The sequence below is a fragment of the Nocardioides sp. cx-173 genome, assembly GCF_021117365.1.
GTDB lineage: Bacteria > Actinomycetota > Actinomycetes > Propionibacteriales > Nocardioidaceae > Nocardioides.
Genome location: NZ_CP088262.1, coordinates 4,041,978 through 4,060,150 on the forward strand (window position 1 = coordinate 4,041,978; position 18,173 = coordinate 4,060,150).

The following is an 18,173-nucleotide window of genomic DNA, read 5'->3' on the forward strand; positions in this document are numbered from 1 at the left end:
CTCCTTCCTAGGGTTCTGCTCAGCGGCCGCGACGCCAGACGACGACCGCCTGGCCGCTGTGGGTCTTGCGGAGCACGGGCAGCTTGTTGGGCGACGCGGGGCCCAACGGCGGGCCGGCGAGCGCCTGCCGCAGCGTGTCGCGGGTGCTCTCGAGCTCGGCGCGCAGCTCCTCGTTGCGCGCCGACAGCGCGGCCACCTGGTTCTCCAGCTCGAGGATCCGGCGTACCCCCTCGATGCCGATGCCCGCCGCGGTGAGCTCGGAGATCTCGCGCAGCCGCTCGATGTCCCGCGCGGAGTAGCGGCGCCCACCCCCGACCGTGCGCACGGGGTTGATCAGGCCCAGGCGCTCGTAGGTGCGCAGGGTCTGGGGGTGCAGGCCGGTCAGCTCGGCGGCGACGCTGATGACGAAGACCGCGGCGTCGGGTCCGGGTACCGCGAACGGGTCGCGGGCGGCCATTAGGAGCCCGCCTCGAAGAGGTTGGCCCGCAGCGGCTTGCTCGCCGTCGCCTCCCGGTAGGCCTCGACGGCCGCGCGGGCGGCCTCGTCGAGCACGGCCGGGACCTGGACCTCGACGGTCGCCAGCAGGTCGCCGTAGCTGCCGTCGGACTTGCGCGCCCCCTTGCCGCGGACCCGGAAGGTGCGCCCGTTGGGGGTGCCCGCCGGGATCTTGAGGGTGACCGGGGCGCCGCCCAGGGTGGGGATCTTGATCTCCGCGCCCAGCGCGGCCTCGTCGAAGGAGACCGGCACCGTGAGCGTGAGGTTGTCGGCCTTGCGGGCGAAGATCCGGTGCGGCCTGACCTTGACGACCACGAACAGGTCGCCGGCCGGACCGCCGTTCTCGCCCGCCCCGCCCTTGCCGCGCAGGCGGATGCGCTGGCCGTCCTTGACCCCGGCGGGGATCCGGGCCTGGATCGAGCGCGCCGACATCCCGCGGCCGCTGCCCTGGCAGGTGGGGCACGGCTCGTCGTAGACGAGCTGGCGCCCGCCGCAGTGGGGGCAGGTCTCGTTCATGGAGAACGCGCCGCCCGCCGAGACGGTGACGTAGCCGGCGCCCTCGCACTGAGGACAGATGTGCGGCTTCGTGCCCGGCTTGCCACCGGTGCCCTGACAGTCGGGACAGGGAGCGTCGGAGGTGAGCCGCAGCGAGATCGTGACGCCGTCCATGGCGTCGGTGAAGCCGATCGTCGCGGTCGTCTCCACGTCGGCACCCTTGGTGGGCCGCCGCGCCTGCTGGGTGCGGCGCCCACCTCCGAAGAGGTCTCCGAACATGTCGCCGAAGCCGCCACCGCCGCCGGCCCGGTCGCGGAGCAGGTCGTCGAGGTTGAACCCGCCGCCCGCTCCGCCACCGAAGCCGCCACGGGCGCCCGAGCCGTAGAGCTCACGCAGCTCGTCGTACTTCTTGCGCTTCTCGGCGTCGCCGACCACGTCGTAGGCCTCGGCGACCGCCTTGAACTTCTCGTGCTTGGCGGTGTCCCCGGGGTTGGAGTCGGGGTGGTTGGCGCGCGCGAGCTTGCGGTAGGCCTTCTTGATCTCGTCGGCCGTGGCGTCCTTCTTGACGCCCAGCACCTGGTAGAAGTCCTTCTGCGCCCAGTCGGCGCGGACCCCATCGTCACTCATCGCACACCTCCCTTCTCACTCCCCGTCGGTCGCGTGGCTCGTCGCCGGCGTCGGCGGGTCGACCACCAGCACCTGCGCCGCGCGGACCACGCGGTCGCCGATCTTGTAGCCGGCCTTGGCGATCACCTTGCACGTCGTCACGGTGACCTCGGGGTCCTCACCGATGTGGGAGAGGGCCTCGTGGACCGTCGGGTCGAACGGGTCGCCGACCTCGCCGAAGCGGATCAGGCCCAGGCTCGCCACGACCCGCTCCAGCTGCTCGGCCACGGCCTTGAACCCGCCGTCGAGCTCGTCGTGCTCGCGGGCCCGGTCGATGGTGTCGAGCACCTCGGTGATCGGCGCCAGGGCGGCGTAGGTCGCGTTCTCCCGGAGCAGGTCGCGGTCGCGCTCGACGCGGCGCTTGTAGTTGAGGAACTCGGCCTGCAGTCGCTGCAGGTCCGCGGTCCGCTCCGCCAAGGCCATCTGCGTCACGACCAGCTCGTCCTGCGAGATCACGTCGTCCTCGCCGGGCTCGCCGGCCGGGGCCGAGGAGGCGGCGCCGTCGGCGACGGGCTCCTCCTCGACCTCGGTCTCGTTGGCCATCTCGGAGGCGGCGTCGCCGAAGGACTCGACCGGCTCCTCGTCGCGGTTCACGTGCGGGTCGCTCACTTGGACTGGCCCTCGTCAGCCGGCCCCTCGTCGACGATCTCGGCGTCGACGACGTCGTCGTCGGCCTCGCCCGTCGAGCCGTCGGACCCACCGGCGGCGGCCTGCTCGGCCTCCGCGGCGGCGTACATGGCCGCGCCCATCTTCTGGCTGGACTCACCGAGCTTGGCCACGCCCGTGTTGAGGGTCTCGGCGGACGCCTCGGGGTCCTCCAGCAGCGTCTTCAGCGCGTCGATGTCGCCCTGGACCTCGGTCTTGACGTCCTCGGGCAGCTTCTCGGCGTTGTCGGCGAGGAACTTCTCGGTCGTGTAGACCATCTGGTCAGCCTGGTTGCGGGCCTCGACGGCCTCGCGACGCTTGGCGTCCTCCTCGGCGTACTGCTCGGCCTCCTTGACCATGCGGTCGATCTCGTCCTTGGACAGCGCGGAGCCGCCGGAGATCGTCATCGACTGCTCCTTGCCGGAGCCCTGGTCCTTGGCGGACACGTGGACGATGCCGTTGGCGTCGATGTCGAAGGTGACCTCGATCTTCGGGATGCCGCGCGGCGCCGGGGGCAGGCCGGTGAGCTCGAAGTTGCCCAGGGGCTGGTTCTGCGACCACATCTGGCGCTCGCCCTGGGCCACCTTGATCTCGACCGAAGGCTGGTTGTCGTCGGCGGTCGTGAAGATCTCCGAGCGCTTGGTCGGGATCGTGGTGTTGCGCTCGATCAGGGTGGTCATGACGCCGCCCTTGGTCTCGATGCCCAGCGACAGCGGGGTCACGTCGAGCAGCAGCACGTCCTTGACCTCGCCCTTGAGCACGCCGGCCTGGAGCGCGGCACCCACGGCGACGACCTCGTCGGGGTTGACGCCCTTGTTGGGCTGCTTGCCCCCGAGGAGCTCGGTCACCAGCTCGCTCACGGCGGGCATCCGGGTGGAGCCACCGACGAGCACGACGTGGTCGATCTTGTCGATCGCGACGCCACCGTCCTTGAGGACGTTCTGGAAGGGCGCCTTGGTGCGGTCGAGCAGGTCCGCGGTCATCTTCTGGAACTCGCTGCGGGTCAGCCGCTCCTCGAAGTGCAGCGGGCCGGACTCGCCGTGGGTGATGTAGGGCAGGTGGATCGTGGTCTCGCTCGAGGACGACAGCTCGATCTTCGCCTTCTCCGCGGCCTCCTGGAGGCGCTGCTTGGCGATCTTGTCGGCCGCGAGGTCGACGCCGTTGTTGTCCTTGAACTTCTTGACCATCCACTCCACGACGCGGTTGTCCCAGTCGTCACCGCCGAGGTGGTTGTCTCCCGAGGTCGCCTTGACCTCGACGACGCCCTCGCCGATCTCCAGCAGGGACACGTCGAACGTGCCGCCACCGAGGTCGAAGACCAGGATCGTCTGGTCGTCGCCCTTGTCGAGGCCGTAGGCGAGCGCCGCCGCGGTGGGCTCGTTGACGATGCGGCTCACGTTGAGGCCCGCGATCTCGCCGGCCTCCTTCGTGGCCTGGCGCTGCGCGTCGGAGAAGTACGCAGGGACGGTGATGACCGCGTCGGTCACCGGCTCGCCGAGGTAGGCCTCCGCGTCCCGCTTCAGCTTCTGCAGCACGAACGCGCTGATCTGCTGGGGGGTGAAGTCCTTGTCGTCGATCCGCTGCTTCCAGTCGGTGCCCATGTGGCGCTTGACCGAGCGGATGGTGCGGTCCACGTTGGTGACCGCCTGGCGCTTCGCGACCTCGCCCACCAGCACCTCGCCGGACTTCGCGAACGCGACGACCGACGGAGTGGTGCGGGCACCTTCCGCATTGGCGATGACGGTGGGCTCGCCACCCTCGAGGACCGCGACGACGCTGTTCGTCGTCCCGAGGTCGATGCCGACAGCACGTGCCATGAGTTGTACCTCCGTGATGAGGCCCCGAAGGGCCGGGGTTGAAGACTTATGGGTCTCAGTCTGGCAGAGAAGTTGAGTCGGCTCAACTCAACTTCGCTTCTGACGGTACAACCGGAGGTCTGGCGGGGATGTTCCGCCTCACCCGGGTGCCCAGATGTGACCTGGGCTACGCCGAGAGGGCGCGCGCGGGGATCGCGTCAACGGAGGGACTTGCCGTACCAAAGGTCGGAGAACGGCCCACCGGAGTGGGCCGGCCGCTCGGTGTAGCCAAGGGACAGGTAGAGCCGCTGCGATTCAACGAGATCGTTGCGGGTGTCGAGACGTAGCGCGGCGATCCCCATGATGCGGGCTCGCTCTTCGACCTCCAGCATCAAGCGGCGGCCCAGTCCCCGGCCACGCAACCGCAGACGACGTCGACACCGATTCGGGCCACGAGGAACACGCCATGGGGCGCGACGAGGTCGTCACTCGGATGCTGCGACAGCGCAGCCTGAAGTTCGTCGGCGGTAACGGGCCGGCCGTAGTACCGACTGGCGACATCGTGGAGGTAGGCCCGCATGGCCTGCACAGCCGCTGCGGAGGTCGGCGCTACCGCGCTGACGCCGACCCCGTCCGGACTCGCCTCGCCGCTCACGCTCCACCTCCTGTCACGTTGCGTCGGTGATGGCGGCAGGTAGCTGCAATCTCCCGGCGGTCAGCCGGTATCGGCAGCGTAGGTGAGGTCGGTGGTGCCCTGGGGGGTGGTGAGGAGTCTCTGGCCGTGGGGGTCGTGCCAGAGGTAGGTGCCGGGGGCGAGTGGTCGGTAGGTCCAGCCGGCGTGGGTTTTGAGGCGGTGGTGATATCGGCACAGGGCGGCGAGGTTGCACTCGCAGGTCGGGCCGCCGTGGTCGTAGGGGGTGATGTGGTCGAGGTCGCAGGCCCGGGCCGGGCGCGTGCACCAGGGGAACACGCAGGTCAGGTCGCGCAGGCGGACCTTCTCGGCGGTCAGCGGGGAGGGGGTGTAGGGGTCGGTCTGGCCGGGGCTGTGGCCGGTGCCGTCGCAGTGGTCGGTGAGGTCGATGACGGGGCGGACGGTGACGAAGCGGTCGTTGCGGGCGAGCCACTCGCGCACGGTGTCGACCAGCCAGGTGCGCCCGGTCTCGTCGGTGGCGACGGGGTCGCAGCCCAGGGGCGCGTCGCCGCTCAAGTGGAGGTAGGCCACGATCGCCTTGGTCGGCGCCGGCGGCTCGTCGCCGTTGATCAAGGCGAGCGCACCGGGAGGGTCGGCGAGGATGCCGATCGCCATCGCGCGGCGTACGTCGAGGGGCTCGGTGCAGCCGTCGCGCAGCAGCGCGACCGCGACCAGGGACAGGGCGCGGTCGAAGTCGGTGAGGTCGGACCAGTCGGCGCGCAGGGTCATCTCGGCGACGCCGGTGTGGTTGAGCGAGCCCTCGTGCACGGTGGCGTGGCGGTGGTCGAGGGCCTCGAGCTGCTCGGCCTCGCGCTGCTCGGGGTAGAGCCGCAGCATCGCCTCGTCCAGGACCTTCTCCAGGGTGGTGGCGCCGACCTGGTGGGCGCGCTCGGCGACCTCGAGGTCGACGTAGGCGGCCACGTCGGCGGGCTTGCCGAGCACGGCTTGGGCGATCCGGCGCGCCCGCCAGACCGGGACCTGGCCGGCCAGCACGCGGGCGTGGACGCGGGGCAGGCGGTGGGCCAGGGTCAGGGCGTCGCGCAGGTAGGCCCTGCCCGCGGTGGTGGTCATCTGGTTGGCCACCGCGAACGCGGCCGGCGCGTCCCAGGCCAGGCGCGGGAGCCCGAACCACTCCAGCACCCCGGGGTCGGTCAGGTCCTCGACGTGCGGCGCGCCGTCGTGGTACGCGCCGCGGCTGCGGGCGGCGTGCCAGGTGTCGTCGGCGGGGTCCTCGAGGTGGGTGTGGGCCCAGGCCAGGCCGAGTCGCAGCAGGTCGGCCTCGGCGGCGTCGGCGCGGGCCCGGGTCTCGCGGACGGCGGCGATCAGGTCCTCGGGCGCGCCTGGCCCATCGGCGTTCGGCCGGTGGTCGTCGAGGTGCGCGATGGACATGGTCCATACTAACCGAACAGGTGTTCGATCGTCAATGGTTATGCAGACCTTTTACGCGAGGTCACGGGCATCGCGCTGGGTCTCGAGGCTCAGGCGCCAGGGCGCCTTCGCACCTCGACCACCGAGGGCCAGCCGGGGCGCCTTCGCACCTCGACCACCGAGGGCGGAGGGCAGGATGGGGGGATGAGGTGGGCGTGGGTGGTCATGGTGGTGGCGTTGTCCGGCTGCACGAGCCAGGCGGAGCCCGAGGCCGAGCCGTCTCCGGCGGACCGCTCCACAGCCACCGGCTCCCCCAGCCGGTCGTCCGGCCCGTCGCCCACCCCGACACCGACTCCCACACCGCGACCGCGCGTGACGCCCGACGACCTGGACGTGAGCACCGCGCTGCGCGCCGTGCGGCACCTGGCGGGCGAGATCGGGCCGCGGCCCGGGACGACCCCGGCGTACTTCCGGGCGGCCGCGTGGGTCGAGCGCCGCTTCACCGAGAGCGGGTGGCGGGTGGAGCGGCAGCGCTTTCCCACACCGGCGGGCTACTCGTGGAACGGACCGGTCGAGGCGGGACCCTCGGTGAACCTCATCGCCACGCACGGCACGCCGCGGCCGGGGAGGCCGTGGCTGCTGGTCGGCGCGCACCTCGACACCGTCGTCGACGCGCCCGGGGCGGAGGACAACGGGTCGGGGGTCGGGGTCCTGCTCGCGGTCGCCGAGGCGCTCCAGGACACGCGCAGCCGGCTGCCCGTGGTGCTGGTCGCGTTCGGCTCGGAGGAGCCCCGCGGCGAGGGCGACGCCCACCACCACTACGGCTCACGCGCCTACGTCGCCTCCCTCACCGCGCAGCAGCGGCGCAGCCTCGCCGGGATGGTCTCGCTGGACCGGGTCGGCGTCGGAGAGGTGCTGCCGGTCGGCAGCCCGGCCGAGCCCAACGCCCTGACCGACGAGCTCGTCGCGGCGGCGCGCAGGGCCGGGGTGGAGACGGTCCTCGACCCGTTCCAGACGTCCAGCGACCACTGGTCGTTCGTGCGCGCGGGTCTGCCGGGCGCCCGCCTCGGCAGCACGTCGTACGCCGCCTACCACGACCGCACCGACACCCCCGAGGTCGTGCAGCGCGCTCAGCTCGAGCGGACCGCACGCACGGTTCTCGCCTGGCTGGGTTGAGGCCTCAGCGCGAGGCGCGCCAGAGGCCCAGGCCGACGTCGACCAGGCTCACGCGCGGCAGGCCGGCGACCTCGGCCAGCGGGATCCACCGCGCCTCGTCGGTGCTGCCGTCGACCTCGGCAGTGAGCTCCCCGCCGATGATGCGCGCCTCGTAGACCACCCGCACCGCCTTCATCGGCCGGTCGGTGTCGGCGATGCGGCGCTCGACGGGGATCACGTAGGAGTCCACCCCGAGCAGCGCCCCCAGCTCCACGTCGTAGCCGGTCTCCTCGCGAACCTCCCGCACCGCGCCCGCGGCGGCCTGCTCCTCGAGGTCGACGCCGCCGCCGGGCAGCGTCCAGCGCTTCTCCTCGCCCTCGTTCCACAGGGCGAGGAGGACCCGGTCCCGGTCGTCCACGATGACGGCATAGGCCGCGAGCCGGGTGTCGTACTCGGTGTAGTGCACACCCCATCATGGAATACGACGGCGCCGCGGCGGGTATTCGGCCTCCTATGAGCGTTCCGACGATCACCCTCAACGACCAGACCACCATCCCGCAGCTCGGCTTCGGCGTCTTCCAGGTCCCGCCGGCGCAGACGGCGGCCACGGTGGCCACCGCGCTCGAGGTGGGCTACCGCCACCTCGACACCGCCCAGATGTACGGCAACGAGGAGGGCGTGGGGCAGGGCATCGCCGCCTCGGGGATCGCCCGCGAGGAGCTCTACGTCACCACCAAGCTGAACAACAACAACCACCGGCCCGACGACGTACGGCGCAGCTTCGAGGAGTCGTTCGAGCGACTCGGCCTGGACTACATCGACCTGTTCCTCATCCACTGGCCGCTGCCCACGCGCTACAGCGGCGACTACGTCTCGACGTGGAAGGCCATGACCGAGCTGACGCAGGACAGGCGACTGCGCTCCGTGGGCGTCTCCAACTTCCACCCCGAGCACCTAGACCGGATCATCGACGCGACGGGGGTCCTGCCCGCCGTCAACCAGATCGAGGCGCACCCCTATCTGCCCAACGACGAGGTCCGGGCCGCCTCCCACAAGCGCGGCATCACCGTCGAGGCCTGGTCGCCCATCGCCCAGGGCAAGGTGATGGACGACGAGGTGATCCGCAAGATCGCCCAGCGCCACGGCAAGACGCCCTCGCAGGTGACGTTGCGCTGGCACATCGAGCGCGGGGACGTGGTCTTCCCCAAGTCGATGCACGAGGAGCGGATGCGCGAGAACTTCGAGATCTTCGACTTCCGGCTCTCCCCGGACGAGGTCGAGGCCATCCGCCGCCTCGACCAGGGCGAGGCCGGTCGCATCGGCCCCAACCCGGAGACGATGGACTGGATCCCGAGCTGAGCTCGACTCCCTCAGATCAGCGGATCGTCACGCGGATCTCGTTGGAGGCCTCGCCGCTGTCGGTGTCGACGACGCGGAAGCGGTTCTTGCCCACCTGGCTGGTCTGGATGTACGTCGTGAACGTCTCGTTGCTCACCGAGGCCGTGACCGGGAAGATCCCCCAGTCGTCGCCCTCCCACTGCTGCACCTGCAGGATCGCGCCCTCGCCGTCGGGGTAGGTGCCCCGCAGGTAGATCCGCTCCATGGAGCCGACCTCGGAGGCGTCGGAGGTCAGCGAGATCGCGGTCTCCGGCTCCTCCGACTTGCTCGACGGTGGCGGACCTCCCTCGCCCCCGGGGTCCGGGGCGAGCGTGATCTGCGGGCCGGTGTCGCGCTCGGTGGGCGAGGGGGTCGGCAGGTACATCGTCTCCCCGCCGCTGCTTCCGTCGCTGGCGGCGGCGTCGCCGTCCAGGCCGATCAGCCGCTTCGCCAGGAGCGCGCCGCCGCCGAGGATCAGGCCGACGGCGAGCGCCACGGCGACCAGGGCGACGAGACCCTCCAGGACGGGGCGCCCCTCGCGCGGGGTGGGTTCTTCGTCGGCCACGTGCGGTCTCCCTGGATGGTGGTGCGGTGCGCCCATTGTCGGGGACCGGGTCAAGGGGACCACACGACCCCGCCGCCCCGGGTCTCAGCCGGCCCCGATCACAGCCCGCGCTTCCACACGACCTCCTCGTGCAGGCGCTCGCTGCGCCAGCCGCCGGGCGTGCGCACCAGCGCGTGGTGGTAGATCCCGCCGAGCTCGACGATCCGCTCACCTCCGGCGCCGTCGTCCACCGGCATCGGGTTGTGGAAGTACGCCGCGCAGGTGGCGGCGTCGCCGTCGACGTCAATGTCGAGCTGCCCGAGCGTGTGCATGCGCCGAGGGAAGAAGGCCGGCAGCACCTCGGCCAGCCACGGCTTGACCTCGGCGTACCCCCCGGCGATCCCGCCCGACTGCGTGTAGTCGATCTGCGCGTCGGGCGTGAACACCGTGTCGAGCCGGTCCCAGTCGCCGGTGTCGATGGCGCGCGTGTAGCGAGTCAGCACGTCGGCGATCTCGGCCCGGTCACTGAGCGTCTGCTGGTCCACCAGCGCACTCTGGCACAGAACTGGAACACGTTCTACTCTGTGGCCCATGAGGTTCACCTACGCCGAGGCCATGACCCAGGCGACGTTCTACGCCCCGCTGGCCCAGGCGGCAGAGGCCGCCGGCTACACGAGCATGACGGTGGCCGACAGCCTGATCTACCCGAAGAGCTCCGACTCCCGCTACCCCTACACCGACACCGGCGACCGGGCGTTCCTCGAGGACAAGGAGTTCATCGAGACCATGGTGCTGTGCGCGCACCTGTTCGCGGTGACGACCACGCTGCGGCTCACGCCGTTCGTGCTCAAGCTGCCGGTCCGCCCGCCGGTCCTGGTCGCCAAGCAGGCCTCGTCGCTGGCCTTCCTCTCCGACAACCGCCTCGGCCTGGGCGTCGGCATCTCGCCGTGGCCCGAGGACTTCGCCAACCTCGGGGTCGACTGGGCCCGCCGCGGCAAGCGCATGGACGAGTGCATGGACATCCTGCGCGGCCTCACCACGGGCGAGTTCTTCTCCTACGACGGCGACTTCTACACGATCGACGAGCTCAAGCAGACCCCCGGCGCCAGCAAGCCGATCCCGCTGCTCGTGGGCGGCCACGCCGACAACGCCCTGCGCCGCGCGGTGCTCAAGGGCGACGGCTGGATGCACGCCGGCGGCGACGGCGAGGAGCTCGACCGGCTGCTCGCCCGCCTCGCCGAGATCCGCCGAGAGGAGGAGGACACGCGCGACGACTTCGAGGTGCACGTCATCTCCTACGACGCCTACGACGTCGACGGCGTCAAGCGCCTGGCGGACAAGGGCGTCACCGACTGCATCGTCGGCTTCCGCGTGCCCTACGTCATGGGCACCGACCCCGAGCCCCTGCAGGACAAGGTCGACCACCTGAACCGCTACGCCGAGCAGATCATCGGCAAGGTCGGCGATGTCTGAGTCGCTCGGGCTGACGACGGTCCTGCAGGACGCGATCGCGGAGGCGGAGGAGCTGATCGCCCACGCGCCGTTCATCCGCACCGAGCAGGACCGGCTCGAGGGCTACGACTACCTGGCCGGGCGGATCCGGATGGCCATGCAGACGGCGTTCGACTACGACCTCGAGCGGCCGCTGTTCGTCAACCCGACCCACCAGTTCTCGCGGCAGGGCCTGGACAACCCCGACGCCGTCTACCTCCACGCCTACCTCCGCGAGGGGGTGGAGTACGTCGTGCGCGGTCGCCGCGGCACGAGCGCCGACCTGTCCTTCCAGGTCATGGGCGGCGCCTACACCGCCGACTCCGCGGCCACCTCGCTGCTGGCCTTCGACGATCGCGAGCTGGAGATCGCCGACGACGGCACGTTCCAGTTCACCTACGTCGCCGAGCCCGGCGCCAAGACCATGATCGTGCGGGAGGTCTTCAACGACTGGGACACCGAGGAGCGGGGCCTGCTCACCATCGAGCGCCCCGACCGACTCGGGCGACCGGCCCGGCCGCTGACCCAGGATCTGCTGCGCAAGCAGTACGAGGTCGCGGCGCGCAGCCTGGTCGGCAGCATCCAGACGTGGTTCGCCTTCCCGCAGCTCTTCCAGTACCAGGAGCCGGTCAACACCCTGAGCGCACCGCGGTCCACCCCGGGCGGTCTGGCGTCGCAGCGCTCGTCGATCGGGCACTACGAGCTGGCCGAGGACGAGGCGCTGGTGGTCACGGTGCCGGAGTGCACCGACTGCAGCTACCAGGGCATCCAGATCGGCTCGGACTGGTACGCCTCGACCGACTACGAGACCCACCAGACCTCGCTGACCAAGGCGCAGGCCGTCACCGACCCCGACGGGCGGATGCGCTTCGTCGTCTCCGAGCGACCCCCCCTGGGTGAGGGCCGCGCGATCGCCAACTGGCTCGAGACCACCGGGCACCGCACCGGCTCGATGATGCTGCGCTGGCAGCGCCTCGAGCGCGACCTCACCCAGGACTCCGACGGACCCACCGTCGAGCGCGTCAGGCTCGCCGACGTACCCGACCTGCTGCCGCACCTCGCCCCGCTCACCACCGAGGAGTACGCCGGGCGCATCGCCGCCCGGCAGCGCTCCGTCGCCCGAAGGATGATCAGTTGAGCGAGCTCGGACTGGCCAAGGCCCACGACACCTCGATCGAGGAGCGCTACACCCCGGCACCTCTGCTGAGGGGCAAGGTCCTCGTGATCTCCGGCATCGGCCCCGGACTGGGCCGGTCGCTGGCCGAGGAGGCCGCCAGGATGGGCGCCGACCTGGTGGTCGCCAGCCGGACCGAGTCGCGCCTGCGGGCACTGCAGGAGGAGCTCGAGGCTCACGGGGGCAGGGTCGTCAGCGTGGTCACCGACGTGACCGACGAGGACTCGCGCGTCCACCTGCGCGACCGGACCCTCGAGGCGTTCGGCCGCGTCGACTGCGTCATCAACAACGCGTTCACCATCCCGCCGATGGACCCGATCACCCAGATCGAGCCCCGCAGGCTGGCGAAGGTCAACGAGACCAATGTCTTCGCCCCGCTGCGGCTCTCGGCGCTCTTCGCCGACGCGCTGGCAGACAGCACGGGGTCGATCATCATGCTCAACTCCTGCGTCTCGTTCAGCTCGCAGCCCGAATACGCCGGCTACAAGCTGTCCAAGGGGGCACTGGAGCACCTCGCGTCGTCGCTGGCCACCGAGCTGGGGCCGCGCGGCATCCGGGTCAACAGCGTCGCTCCGTCTTACATCTACGAGGACGTCAACCGCGGCTACTTCGACTACCTCGCCGCCGTCGAGGGCAAGACCCACGAGGAGGTCTACGCCGAGCGGGCCGCGCCCACCGACCTCAAGCGACTGGCCTCTGCTCAGGAGGTGGCGCGGGCCACGCTCTTCCTCGCCAGCGACCTGGCCTCCGCGGTCACCGGGCAGATGCTGACCGTCGACTGCGGCGAGTTCCACAGCTGACATGAGCGACAACGTCATGGTGCGCGAGCGGCCCGACGTCGGCTCGTACGACGACATCGTCGCGGCCGCCGTCCGGACCACCGGGCTGTCGGACTTCGGGGGCACCGCGCACGAGGAGGGGCTGCGGGTCCTGGTCGAGGACCTGGCCTCGCCGGAGGCGGGGCTGACGCCGCGCGGCAACTACTTCCAGCGCTCGGAGGTGAAGTCGGCACTGGTCGGGGCGCTGCTCACCCAGGCCCAGCTCGCCGCCCACCCCGAGCATGCCGACGTGCCCATCGAGCGGCCGGTGTTCGTCATGGGGCTGCCGCGCACCGGCACGACCGCGCTGCACCGGCTGCTGCACGCCGACCCCGCGGCGCAGGGGCTGGAGATGTGGCTGACGCAGTACCCGCAGCCGCGGCCGCCGCGCGAGACCTGGGAGTCGGACCCGATCTTCACCGCGATGCAGCAGGCGTTCACGGCCCACCACGTCGAGTCGCCGGGGTTCATGGGCATCCACTACATGGATGCGACCACGGTCGAGGAGTGCTGGCGGCTGCTGCGCCAGACCGGCAAGTCGCACTCCTACGAGTCGCTGGCCCACGTCCCGCGCTACACCGCCTGGCTGGCCGACCAGGACTGGACCGACGCCTACGCGCGTCACCGGGCGAACCTCCAGCTGGTCGGACTCCACGACCCCGACAAGCGGTGGGTGCTCAAGAACCCCTCGCACCTGACGGCGCTCGACGCGCTCATGGCCGTCTACCCGGACGCCTTGGTCGTCTACACCCACCGCGACCCCGTCGTGTGCCTCGCCTCGTCCTGCTCGCTGTCCGCCGAGACCACGGCCGGCCACTCGACGACGTACGTCGGAGACGTCATCGGCCGGACCCAGCTCGACCTGTGGGCGCGGGCCTTCCACGCCTTCCACGACGCGCGGCCGACCTACGACCAGGCGCAGTTCGCCGACGTCGCCTTCTCCGACCTGGTCTCCGACCCGCTCGGCACGATGCGCGGCGTCTACGAGCGCTTCGACCTCGACTGGACCCCGCAGGCCGAGGCGGCGATCACCGAGATCGACCGCGAGTCGAGGTCGGGCTCCGCCAAGCCGTCTCACCGCTACGACCTCGCCGACTACGGCTTGGCGGAGGCCGAGGTGCGTCGGGCCTTCGACCGCTGACGCTCCCGTCCACAGGCGGCGCAGGCCCCGGTTTGCGGGGTACGCCGACGCGAGCAGCCTCCGGGTATGTTCACCACCACCCGCCACCCCCATGTCCGCCGCTGACCTCGGGATCGCGCTGCCGCCGTCGTGGCGGCAGCGCGCCGACCCCGATCACGGCGTGCTCGTCACCGCCCGCGCTTCGTCACTGCCGGCCAGCGGCGTGCGCCCCGAGCTCACGCTCGCCTGCGTCCCGGTCGATCGCCCGCTCGAGGAGTGGCGCGCCGAGGCGATGCGCGATCTCGAGGCCCGGCTTGAGGACTTCGACCTCGAGGACGACGACGAGTTCGACCTCTTCGGCCACGCCGTCGCCTATCGCCGCTTCGCGCACCGGCTCGGCACCGCCGACCTGCTCTGTGACCAGTGGGCGTGGCGGGTCGGGTCCGTGGGGGTGACTCTCACCTGCTCGGTCGCCCGGGAGGACTACTGGGACTACTGCGACGTGTTCGAGGCGATCGCCGAGACCGTCGACGTCAGCCCGCTCGCCGCCTGACCCGGGCGCGCCGACGCGCGCTCACAGCGCCTTGGTCCGCCCGCCGTCGGCATCGAGGATCGCTCCGTGGACGAGCCCCGAGGCGGGCGACAGCAGGAAGGCGGCGAGCCCAGCGATGTCCTCGGGCGTTCCCAGGCGGCAGACGTGGTCGCGCTGCTCCATCGCGGCGATCTCCTCGTCCAGCGTGATGCCGGCGGTCTCCGCCCGCAGGGTCAGCATCGCCACGAGCCGCGGGGTCAGCACCGCACCCGGGTTGATGGCGTTGACCCGCACCCCGTCGCCGACCCCCCGGTCGGCGAAGACCTTGGTAAGGGCCAGGAGCGCGGCACTGAGCGGACCGGTCATCGCGACGGCGTCGCTCGGCGTCCTGGCACCGATGCCGCCGATGTTGAGGATCGCGCCGCGTCGAGCCGCGAGCGCCGGCCATGCCGCGCGCATCAGCCTCAGTGCACCGAAGACCTTGACCTCGAAGCCGACGACCCACTCCTCGTCGCTCAGCGTGCTAGTCGTGCCGAACCGGGTGGCGCTCGCGCAGTTGACCAGGGCGTCGATCCGCCCGCGCCACCCGAGCACCTCCTGCACCGACCGCTCGACGTCCTCGACGCTGCGCACGTCGCATACCACGGGAAGCGACCGCTCCCCGATCTCCTCCTGGAGGGTCGCCAGCCGTTCTCGCGAGCGAGCCAAGGCAGCGACGCGATAGCCGTCGGCCGCCAGGCGCAGCGCGATCGCCCGGCCGATCCCCTCGCTGGCGCCCGTCACGATCGCGACCCGGTCCGTCGCCTGGCCGGGTGCCAGGGCGACCTCGGAGTCAGGCACGAGCCTCCCGCCGGAGCTCGTCGGGGACCCAGCTCGGCGAGCGCTTCTCGATGAAGGCCGCGAAGCCTTCGCGGGACTCCGGGCGCTGCAGGCTGTCGAACATCGCGATCCGGTCGTGCAGGCCGACGTACTGGTCCAGCACCCGCTTCACGTCGCGTCGGGCCAGGGGTGCCGTCTGGCACACCTGTCCCAGGACCTGAGTCGCCTCCTCCAGCAGCCGCTCGTGAGCCGCGACCCGGCTGACCAGGCCCCACTCGAGTGCCTCGGTCGCCGTGAGCGTGCGTCCGGTGAGCATCAGGTCGCGGGTGCGCACCGGCCCCACCAGCCGGGTGAGGACCTGGGCGTAGTAGGTGTCCGAGATCCCCCGCAGCAGCTCCGGGACCCGGAAGGTGGCGCGCTCGCTGACCACGGCGAGGTCCGAGCAGAGGGAGATCATGAGCCCGCCACCCTGGCAGATCCCGTTGACCGCCGACACGACCGGCTTGATGCTCTGCCGCAGCACGTCGAAGGGGAGGACGTCGATCGCCCCGGGCACACCGCCCAGGTGCAGCCAGTTGTCACCGGACCCCTTGCCCAGGTCGCCGCCCGGGATGAAGACGTCGTCGATCCCGGTGATCACCAGGCCGGCGAGGTCGGGGTCGGCGTCGACGCGGCGCACGGCGTAACGGATGCCGAAGTACATCGCGGGGGTGAGCGCGTTGCGGGCCTCCGGCCTGTCGACGACCACGCGCGCAAAGGGGCCCTCGCGCTCGAACCGCAGGTAGGGGGTGCCGAGCCAGTCTCCCTCTGGTGGGCGGGGCCCGGCCTCGACGGCGTGGTCCTGGGCCATGAGCAACTCCCTCGTCCGACGGCTAACTATTGCTAAATCATATAACGGTATTGAGTCGATGCTTCGCGCACCCGGACTCGGTGGCGGCGGCCACGCACACGTCGTGCATCGAGACGTCCAGGAGGGCGCCACTCCCCCGGGCGAGCTGCACCGCGACCGCGGCGGCGGCCGCCGCACCGGTGAGGGGATCGGCGAGGGCGTCTCCGACCGCGCGCGGCCCGCGCTCGGTGCGTACGACGAGCCCGGCCCCGGCGGCCACGTCGTCGCCGAAGCCGACCCGCATCCCGTCCGCGCCCTCACGCCCGTAGGCCGTGATGCTGGCCCAGACGACGCCCCGCGCGACGTGCTCCTCGGCCACGACGCCGAGCTGGCGCAGCGCTCGGGGCCGGCTGGCCTCGATGACGACGTCCGCGGCTCCGATCAGCTCGTGGAGCCGTTCGATCTCGGTCCCGAAGTCGAGGACGACGGACTCCTGGCCGGCGTGGAGCCGCTCGTAGAAGGCGGGCGGACCCAGCCGGGCACCGTCGGGACGAGCGGCACTCTCGACCTTGGTCACCTCGGCGCCCAGGAGGCCGAGCAGACGCGCCGCCAGCGGGCCCGCCCAGAGCGCGGAGAGATCGACGACGCGCGGGCGGGGACGGAGCCGGCGCTCTCCCCCCGACGTGACGACCACCGGGGGGCGCCGGATCGCCGGATCACCCGAGGGGATCCGGGCAGCGGGCATCCCGAGCACGACCGCGCGCGCTTCGGCGGCCGCGACCGGCTGACCGCGGAGCCAGTCGGCCACCACCGACCAGCAGGCCTCCGGGTCCGCGTCGTCCGCGGGCCGCTGCACGAGGGCAGGCACCAGCTCCCGGTCGCTGTCCCGGGCCAGCGACAGCCCGAGCCAGCCGTCCGCGGCCGCCAGGATCCGGAACGCGCGGCGCGGGACGAAGTCGCTCCCGGCGAGGAGCGCTCGCTCGTCGAGCACCTCCACCCCGGGGAGCGCCAGGTCCGGGGCGTGGGAGGCGAGCACGGCGAGGCTGTGGCGCACACTGGCCTCGGCCGCCGCGCGTACCTCACTCGCGGACTTCATCGACCAGCCCCCAGCGCCGGGCCGCGGCCAACGGCAGCGGTCGACCGCTCATCGCGAGATAGGCGGTGCGCCACGGGCCGATGCGCCGAGTCACGCCCACCGTCCCCCCGGCGCCGGGCACCAGTCCCATCCCCAGCTCCGGGAGCAGGATCCGCGCGTCCGACCGGGCGACCACCGTGCCGGCGTACGACGCGATCTCGATGCCGGCGCCGACGCAGGCACCGTGGAGCACCACCGTGACCCGCTCCCGGACCCGATGCAGGCGGGCGGCGACCGAGCGGTCCGTCCGGATCAGGTGGGCGATCGTCGGATCGGCGCTCAGCCCGAACTCGTCGAGGTCGCCGCCGCTGCAGAACGAGCGCCCGGCGCCGCGCAGGGTCACCGCGGTGATCGTCGGGTCGGCGGCGACGAGGTCGAACGCCTCGGCCAGGCCGTCGCGCACGTCCCGGCTGAACGCGTTGTGCCGCTCCGGACGGTTCAGCAGCACGAGGAGCTCGTGACCGTGCCGCTCGACGACCACCGGCTCGCCCACGGGCTCGGCGCCGGGCTTGCGCGCCCGCCCCTCGAGCCAGCGCGCGAACTCCGGCCCGGCCATCAGCATCGAGTACGCCAGCGACTCGGCCGTCAGCCCCTCGGCGACCGAGGCGTGCGCGGTCAGCGGGAGCAGGCCCGCGAGGACGCGGGTGGCCCTCGGCGAGTGCCGGGCGGTGGCCACCACCTGTGCGAGCTCGGCATCGACGTCGGCGACTCCGGCCTGCCAGGGGGCCGCCTCCGCCTCCTGCGGCACGAGCGTCGTGGTCAGCACCCTGCCGAGAGCCTCGCGACCCGGACCGACGCCCGAGCGTCCCACGCCGACCACCGGCACGGCGCTCGCGGCGACCGCGGCCGCGGCGCGGTCAAGCACACCACTGGCCTCGGACCCGCCGAGCTCGACCACGACGAGGGCCGGGGTCGGCATACCGTCCCTCAGGCGCAGGCCGTCGGCGAGCACCGCCGGGAGGTCCTCCACCCCGACGGTGACGACATCCGGCACGGCTCAGCCCCCTCGTCGGCGATCGCGGG

At 71.8% G+C, this 18,173-nt stretch carries 21 protein-coding genes; 7 read left to right on the plus strand and 14 right to left on the minus strand.

Going from position 1 to position 18,173, the window contains the following annotated elements:
• Positions 1 to 19 precede the first annotated feature (19 nt).
• The 7 genes from LQ940_RS19765 to LQ940_RS19795 form a co-directional block, all read right to left on the minus strand.
• A complete protein-coding gene (locus LQ940_RS19765) occupies positions 20 to 457 on the minus strand; it encodes a heat shock protein transcriptional repressor HspR (RefSeq protein ID WP_231241699.1) in 438 nt (145 codons plus the stop codon).
• Positions 457 to 1,617 (minus strand): molecular chaperone DnaJ, encoded by a 1,161-nt coding sequence (gene dnaJ, locus LQ940_RS19770; RefSeq protein WP_231241700.1) that lies wholly within the window; start codon positions 1,615 to 1,617, stop codon positions 457 to 459. The genes LQ940_RS19765 and dnaJ overlap by 1 nt, the downstream gene beginning before the upstream one ends.
• 15 nt (positions 1,618 to 1,632) lie before the next feature.
• Complete coding sequence (gene grpE, locus LQ940_RS19775) at positions 1,633 to 2,265, minus strand: nucleotide exchange factor GrpE (RefSeq protein ID WP_231241701.1); 633 nt, start codon at positions 2,263 to 2,265, stop codon at positions 1,633 to 1,635.
• Positions 2,262 to 4,118 carry a molecular chaperone DnaK gene (gene dnaK / locus LQ940_RS19780; protein WP_231241702.1) on the minus strand — a complete coding sequence of 619 codons (1,857 nt, stop codon included), beginning with the start codon at positions 4,116 to 4,118 and terminating at the stop codon, positions 2,262 to 2,264. The genes grpE and dnaK overlap by 4 nt, the downstream gene beginning before the upstream one ends.
• 197 nt (positions 4,119 to 4,315) lie before the next feature.
• Positions 4,316 to 4,489 carry a hypothetical protein gene (locus LQ940_RS19785; RefSeq protein ID WP_231241703.1) on the minus strand — a complete coding sequence of 58 codons (174 nt, stop codon included), beginning with the start codon at positions 4,487 to 4,489 and terminating at the stop codon, positions 4,316 to 4,318.
• Positions 4,489 to 4,752: a hypothetical protein gene (locus tag LQ940_RS19790; protein ID WP_231241704.1), complete on the minus strand. Its 264-nt coding sequence runs from the start codon at positions 4,750 to 4,752 to the stop codon at positions 4,489 to 4,491. The genes LQ940_RS19785 and LQ940_RS19790 overlap by 1 nt, the downstream gene beginning before the upstream one ends.
• 60 nt (positions 4,753 to 4,812) lie before the next feature.
• Positions 4,813 to 6,177: an HNH endonuclease signature motif containing protein gene (locus LQ940_RS19795; RefSeq protein WP_231241705.1), complete on the minus strand. Its 1,365-nt coding sequence runs from the start codon at positions 6,175 to 6,177 to the stop codon at positions 4,813 to 4,815.
• A gap of 183 nt (positions 6,178 to 6,360) precedes the next feature.
• Here LQ940_RS19795 and LQ940_RS19800 point away from each other — a divergent pair, with 183 nt between their 5' ends.
• Positions 6,361 to 7,332, plus strand: coding sequence for a M28 family metallopeptidase (locus LQ940_RS19800; protein ID WP_231241706.1), 972 nt, complete (start codon positions 6,361 to 6,363; stop codon positions 7,330 to 7,332).
• Between the two features lie 4 nt (positions 7,333 to 7,336).
• Here the strand turns inward: LQ940_RS19800 and LQ940_RS19805 are convergent, their stop codons facing one another.
• Positions 7,337 to 7,777 (minus strand): NUDIX hydrolase, encoded by a 441-nt coding sequence (locus LQ940_RS19805; RefSeq protein WP_231241707.1) that lies wholly within the window; start codon positions 7,775 to 7,777, stop codon positions 7,337 to 7,339.
• 47 nt (positions 7,778 to 7,824) lie between these two features.
• Here LQ940_RS19805 and LQ940_RS19810 point away from each other — a divergent pair, with 47 nt between their 5' ends.
• On the plus strand, positions 7,825 to 8,670 hold the full coding sequence (locus LQ940_RS19810) for an aldo/keto reductase (RefSeq protein WP_231241708.1): 846 nt from the start codon (positions 7,825 to 7,827) through the stop codon (positions 8,668 to 8,670).
• Positions 8,671 to 8,686: 16 nt separating this feature from the next.
• Here LQ940_RS19810 and LQ940_RS19815 read toward each other — a convergent pair whose 3' ends face one another.
• Positions 8,687 to 9,253 (minus strand): hypothetical protein, encoded by a 567-nt coding sequence (locus LQ940_RS19815; RefSeq protein ID WP_231241709.1) that lies wholly within the window; start codon positions 9,251 to 9,253, stop codon positions 8,687 to 8,689.
• Positions 9,254 to 9,351: 98 nt separating this feature from the next.
• Positions 9,352 to 9,777 carry a nuclear transport factor 2 family protein gene (locus tag LQ940_RS19820; protein WP_231241710.1) on the minus strand — a complete coding sequence of 142 codons (426 nt, stop codon included), beginning with the start codon at positions 9,775 to 9,777 and terminating at the stop codon, positions 9,352 to 9,354.
• Positions 9,778 to 9,823: 46 nt separating this feature from the next.
• On the opposite strand from LQ940_RS19820, the gene LQ940_RS19825 reads away from it, so the two are divergent.
• The 5 genes from LQ940_RS19825 to LQ940_RS19845 all read left to right on the plus strand — a co-directional run bounded on the left by LQ940_RS19825 (position 9,824) and on the right by LQ940_RS19845 (position 14,388).
• On the plus strand, positions 9,824 to 10,705 hold the full coding sequence (locus LQ940_RS19825; RefSeq protein ID WP_231241711.1) for a TIGR03619 family F420-dependent LLM class oxidoreductase: 882 nt from the start codon (positions 9,824 to 9,826) through the stop codon (positions 10,703 to 10,705).
• Complete coding sequence (locus tag LQ940_RS19830; protein ID WP_231241712.1) at positions 10,698 to 11,861, plus strand: hypothetical protein; 1,164 nt, start codon at positions 10,698 to 10,700, stop codon at positions 11,859 to 11,861. The genes LQ940_RS19825 and LQ940_RS19830 overlap by 8 nt, the downstream gene beginning before the upstream one ends.
• Positions 11,858 to 12,697, plus strand: a complete 840-nt coding sequence (locus LQ940_RS19835) for an SDR family oxidoreductase (protein ID WP_231241713.1) — start codon at positions 11,858 to 11,860, stop codon at positions 12,695 to 12,697. Before LQ940_RS19830 ends, LQ940_RS19835 begins: the two co-directional genes overlap by 4 nt.
• Before the next feature lies 1 nt (position 12,698).
• Positions 12,699 to 13,856: a sulfotransferase family protein gene (locus LQ940_RS19840; RefSeq protein WP_231241714.1), complete on the plus strand. Its 1,158-nt coding sequence runs from the start codon at positions 12,699 to 12,701 to the stop codon at positions 13,854 to 13,856.
• A gap of 91 nt (positions 13,857 to 13,947) precedes the next feature.
• Complete coding sequence (locus LQ940_RS19845) at positions 13,948 to 14,388, plus strand: hypothetical protein (protein WP_231241715.1); 441 nt, start codon at positions 13,948 to 13,950, stop codon at positions 14,386 to 14,388.
• A 21-nt stretch (positions 14,389 to 14,409) separates the two neighbouring features.
• On the opposite strand, the gene LQ940_RS19850 is transcribed toward LQ940_RS19845, so the two are convergent.
• The 4 genes from LQ940_RS19850 to LQ940_RS19865 are packed head-to-tail and all read right to left on the minus strand — an operon-like array spanning position 14,410 to position 18,144.
• A complete protein-coding gene (locus LQ940_RS19850; protein WP_231241716.1) occupies positions 14,410 to 15,207 on the minus strand; it encodes an SDR family NAD(P)-dependent oxidoreductase in 798 nt (265 codons plus the stop codon).
• Positions 15,200 to 16,036 carry an enoyl-CoA hydratase/isomerase family protein gene (locus LQ940_RS19855; RefSeq protein ID WP_231241717.1) on the minus strand — a complete coding sequence of 279 codons (837 nt, stop codon included), beginning with the start codon at positions 16,034 to 16,036 and terminating at the stop codon, positions 15,200 to 15,202. Before LQ940_RS19855 ends, LQ940_RS19850 begins: the two co-directional genes overlap by 8 nt.
• Positions 16,037 to 16,073: 37 nt before the next feature.
• Positions 16,074 to 17,111 (minus strand): CoA transferase, encoded by a 1,038-nt coding sequence (locus LQ940_RS19860; protein ID WP_231241718.1) that lies wholly within the window; start codon positions 17,109 to 17,111, stop codon positions 16,074 to 16,076.
• Entirely contained in the window at positions 17,095 to 18,144 is a 1,050-nt protein-coding gene (locus LQ940_RS19865; protein ID WP_231241719.1) for an enoyl-CoA hydratase/isomerase family protein, read from the minus strand. The genes LQ940_RS19860 and LQ940_RS19865 overlap by 17 nt, the downstream gene beginning before the upstream one ends.
• Positions 18,145 to 18,173 lie beyond the last annotated feature (29 nt).